The organism is Mesotoga sp. HF07.pep.5.2.highcov (assembly GCF_003666285.1).
GTDB lineage: Bacteria > Thermotogota > Thermotogae > Petrotogales > Kosmotogaceae > Mesotoga > Mesotoga prima.
The window spans coordinates 1-4564 of the sequence record NZ_JFHJ01000084.1; the positions used below are offsets into that span (position 1 = coordinate 1).

Consider the following 4564-nt stretch of genomic DNA (forward strand, 5'->3'; position numbering starts at 1 on the left):
CTATAAACTAGAAGTCAAGCGTCGCTAGGATCCCGGTGTACCACTCAGCCCACATAACCGCCTCTTCGTAGTCTGCCAATCCCAGAAGCACAAAGTATTCTCCGGGGCCAAAGAACTCAGCATCATGTGATTCAGAATAGAGGGCCATCCAGCAAAGCTGTCCCGAAAAGTCGAGAGCATAGACGTTCACTACGGACTCGCGATCCACATAACCAGTATAACTATCCACCAGCTCATAGTCACCGAAACTACCTAGGTACTGATAGACGTATTGATTTAGCACGTCGCTTGTGGAAGCTGACTCTTCCGACTCACCAACGAAGATCTTGCCTACGACTGTGCCCTGAAATCCCAGATCGGCCACTTCAAAGTAGTCTGCCAGATAGAAGGCCACGGAAAACTCCGGTGGCATCATGAACGCGAAGTAATCACCTTCAACTTCTATCCAGTCGTCGATATATATATCGAGGTCTTCTTCGCTCAGCAACGATTCAACCATCCTGACGAAAATATCTGTGTGCTCCTCTTTCTCAGAAGGCAATGCAATGACTTCTTCTTCCTCTTCAGGTTCTTCTTCAGCCGAGATAAGGCTCCCCACGATTCCGGCAATTATCTCCTTAGCTTTGTCAAGCTCGCTTCCTGAATAATGAAGGGGCTCAAAAACACACATTGTAACTGCACCGGGCTCAGTTGTATCTGCCTCTTCCGATGGAGAGTAAACAACTACGAATGGATAATCGACTTCCGGTCTGATTTTGAGAGAAACAAGGTAAGCAATCCGTCCGTCATGCAGTTCAACAGTCTCCTCGTAGCTACTCTCAGTTGTTGCGCCTTCTCCATAGAGAGAACCTACAACGGCACTAATCAGCTCTGACCGGGCGTAAGACTCGAGCTGATACAAAATAGCCTTCCAAAAAGAAGCCCTTCCTTGTCAAAAATCTGCACATCGTAGTTTAGACCGGTCTTCTCCTGAAAGATTGAGAAATCCTGGGGAATCATTATCTCCGTAGACCCTATCATCTCCACTTTCCAGGAGGGATCGTCGGGAGACGTCCATCCTTCTCTGAAGGAAACAAGCAGAGGATCAATGGTTCTCAGAGAAAGTGTATTCAACTCCTCACTATCGGGTACAATTTCTCCCGTTTCCGACGCATCGGCAGTCTCAGTTGGTTCTGGAGTCAGGGTTCTCAGTCCGAGCTGCCCAAAAAGTCCGACAGCAAATATTACAGTCAGTGCGATGAGCAAGAGTTTCTTCATTATTACACCTCCTGATTCTTCTAGACTCGGATATCGAAACTGGTTCAGAAGAATTGTACTACCAAGAGAAGCTTTATGATACTTTTGTCGAGTGACTCTCCAGAAATTCAGGCCGTCCTGTCAAACCCTTTTGAAGAATAGTAGAATCTCATTCCTACATACTCAAGCGCCTTTCTCAAGGCCGAGTTTATTGAATAAGTTCTCGAGCCCATGTGAGGATCAATTCCCTGTACCCGTTTCAAATAATCTGAGAAGACTGGAATCTCAAGCCCTGAAGAAAATTTCTCGGTGAACCTTTCAACAGAAAGCGGATAGCCCGTTTTTACGTATTTGCAGATCACCGGGGCCACCCGACCCAACCTATCGATTACTCCTGAGAAGCCAAAGAGCCTGCAAATTAGTGGCCTAAAAGCATATTCGGTGCAACCACCTTCATTTCTAATCTCTCCAGAACCTTCGAAGAGAATGCAGCGATCACTGTCAGGAACATCTTCTAGCCTTCGAAGTAAGTCGTCTGCTCTACCCTCGTTCCAGAGTCTCAGCGAAAGAGGAAGAAACTCTGTAATTGTCACCTGAATGGAGTCACCGGATGTCTTACAACACTCTCTACATGAAGGCAGGCATCTTAAACCAGTCTCTATCTGAATATCTCTAATTGTTCTACAGGCATCGTTATAAATCTCTAGAACCTCAGAAGCCTTTTGATACAGATCATCAAACGATAAACCGCTCATCAAAGGTATTACCTCCCGCAAACATACTGAGAAGATCATCCCACCTTGCAGCGAACGAATCAATTCGTCGAAAGTAAATTCTCCATGGATATACCGCGATCGAGAGGTGAATTTATTCCGTCAGAAAGAAGCAAACTTGTTGACATTTTGATTGAAATTTCCTTTGTTGTTCACGGATTTTGAAATCCACAATTCAGTGAACTATGGACCTTAACTGACAACCGGAGACTTCGTCTTTTTCGGCAGTTAGTTTCGAAGGCATTTCAAAGACTTTTGACAGAACTCCAAGAAAAAGTACGTATAATCATGATCTCTAAAGAGGAGAGCTGAAAGCCGCTCAGTATACAACTGTTTTGACTCGATAACAAAGGAACAATCGATCGGAAAGTATGAAAATAAAGTTCAAGCAGTGCAAATAGATTTCTCCGTGCTTCAAAAAGAAGCGAGCAACCAATTATGATTGCTCGCCTTGCTCTCAGAGGGTTAAGATTACTTTCCCGCCGAAATTATCGCCCAGTTCACCAGCCTTTCAAGATACTCCTGATTTGAAGGTTCTGGAAGAGGGTTCTTCTTGTCGATTATGTATTCTTCAAGCGACCTGAAGTCTGCAATGCCTTCGGTGATCTCCTTGCCTACACCCGATTGATAACTCCTGTATCTGTCTTTCAAGAGACTTTCCAGGGTACCTTCGTCGATTAGTTTGGCTGCCGCCTTCAATCCCAGAGCAAATGTGTCCATACCGGCAATGTGTCCGATAAATAGATCCCGCTCATCATAAGAACCTCTTCTCACCTTTGCATCGAAATTCAAGCCTCCAGGATTTAATCCTCCGTTCTTGATTATCTCGTACATCCCAAGGGTCGTCGAATAGAGATCGGTTGGAAATTGATCTGTATCCCACCCCAGAAGAGGGTCACCCTGATTGGCATCAACGCTTCCAAGCAAATCGTTGATTCTTGCAAACCTTAGTTCATGCTGGAAGGTATGACCTGCGAGGGTCGCATGGTTTGCTTCAACATTGAACTTGAAATTCTCTTCTAGACCGAATTTTCTTAAGAAGGCCAGTGCATTCGCAACATCAAAATCATACTGATGCTTGGTCGGTTCCATAGGCTTGGGCTCTATGAGGAACTGCCCAGAAAAACCTATCTCTTTGGCGTAATCTGCTGCCATGTGGAAGAATCTTGCAAGATTTTCCAGTTCTAGACCCATATCAGTGTTGAGTAGAGTCTCGTATCCTTCCCTTCCACCCCAGAAGACGTAGTTCTTCCCATCAAGTTCCTTCGTAACCTCGATTGCTTTTTTCACCTGGGCAGCAGCGTACGCAAAGACGTCTGCATCACATGATGTCGCCGCTCCATGCATAAACCTGGGACTCGAGAAGAGATTTGCCGTTCCCCACAGTATACCGACATTACTCGTCCTTAAATGATCGGAAATATGTCTCACAATTTCGTCTAGATTCTTGTTCGTCTCTCTGAGAGTCTCTCCTTCAGGAGCTATGTCTCGATCGTGGAAACAGAAGAAGTCAATACTCAGCTTCTCACAGAGTTCGAAGACGGCATCGACTTTCAATTTTGCTAGATCAATGGGATCCTTAATGGAATCCCAGCTTCTTCTCATTGTGGGCTTCCCAAACATATCAAGCCCATCACCCTGAAAGGTGTGCCAGAAGGCAACCGCGAATCGAAGATACTCTTTCATGGTCTTCCCCATGAACTCCTCTTCTGGATTGTAGAAGCTGAAGGCCATTGGATCTTTGTTATCGGGGCCCTTATACTGAATCTTTTCTATTTTGTCGAAGACGCTCATTCCCCTTCCTCCTTTCATTTCGTGATACTTTCCTGCAACTTACTTATCTTCTTGTAGCTGTCTCTTATTTTTGGATACAACTCTTTGTATATTGAGAAAACATTGTCATAAACCGCCCTGACATCCCCGTTCGGTCTGAATTCTTTCTTCATCCTTATCCATGATGAAGTGCCTATGCCAAGAGCTTCTGCAGCCAGGCGAGCCGAACCGTAAGCTGCCCCTTCATCCACTTCCGGGAGCCAAATCGTCTTGCCAAGATTGTCGGCAACGATTTGACACCACGTTTCGCTCCTTGAACCGCCGCCAACAACTCTGACGTTATTCATCTCTGATCCGAGACTCTCGATCAGCTCTGCCCCTTCTCTGAGAGCAAAGCCCACTCCTTCATATATGCTCCGAAATACATCGCCTCTGCTGTGAAAAGAGGAAAAGCCGAAAAGCGTTCCTCTTGCGCTGGGATCACGATGAGGCGTTCGCTCCCCATTCAAGTACGGCAAAAAAACCACTCCATTTGATCCTGCGGGTGTCTGTTTAACCATCTCTTCAAGTGATTCAAAAGAAAGGTCGTTTCCAAATCTATCTTTAAACCAGTTTAGCGAATTCGTCGCTGAAAGAATTACCGCCATATGGTAGAAATCCCTACCTGTGACATGTCTAAAAAGATGAATTCCGCCAGATCTATCTGGTATCCCCCGTTTAGTCAAGGCTACCACTGTACCGGAGGTCCCGATGCTTATCATTGCGTCTCCAATCTTCTCGAC

General features: G+C 45.6%; 5 protein-coding genes. All 5 read right to left on the minus strand.

Annotated features, from left to right (window positions below; all coding sequences use genetic code 11):
• Positions 1–7 precede the first annotated feature (7 nt).
• Positions 8–901 carry a hypothetical protein gene (locus BG32_RS01500; RefSeq protein WP_259459424.1) on the minus strand — a complete coding sequence of 298 codons (894 nt, stop codon included), beginning with the start codon at positions 899–901 and terminating at the stop codon, positions 8–10.
• A complete protein-coding gene (locus BG32_RS16005; RefSeq protein WP_259459425.1) occupies positions 865–1257 on the minus strand; it encodes a hypothetical protein in 393 nt (130 codons plus the stop codon). Before BG32_RS16005 ends, BG32_RS01500 begins: the two co-directional genes overlap by 37 nt.
• 107 nt (positions 1258–1364) lie before the next feature.
• Entirely contained in the window at positions 1365–1991 is a 627-nt protein-coding gene (locus tag BG32_RS01505; RefSeq protein ID WP_039882342.1) for a YkgJ family cysteine cluster protein, read from the minus strand.
• A 489-nt stretch (positions 1992–2480) separates the two neighbouring features.
• Positions 2481–3803, minus strand: coding sequence for a xylose isomerase (gene xylA, locus BG32_RS01510; RefSeq protein ID WP_039882234.1), 1323 nt, complete (start codon positions 3801–3803; stop codon positions 2481–2483).
• 14 nt (positions 3804–3817) lie between these two features.
• On the minus strand, positions 3818–4564 hold a 747-nt coding region (locus BG32_RS01515; protein ID WP_259459426.1), incomplete at its 5' end, for an FGGY-family carbohydrate kinase.

Excerpts from the sequence above, each read along its gene's own strand:
- BG32_RS16005 (WP_259459425.1), bottom strand. The coding sequence starts at position 1,257 with ATGAAGAAACTCTTGCTCATCGCACTGACTGTAATATTTGCTGTCGGA.
- xylA (WP_039882234.1), bottom strand. The coding sequence starts at position 3,803 with ATGAGCGTCTTCGACAAAATAGAAAAGATTCAGTATAAGGGCCCCGAT.
- BG32_RS01505 (WP_039882342.1), bottom strand. The coding sequence starts at position 1,991 with ATGAGCGGTTTATCGTTTGATGATCTGTATCAAAAGGCTTCTGAGGTT.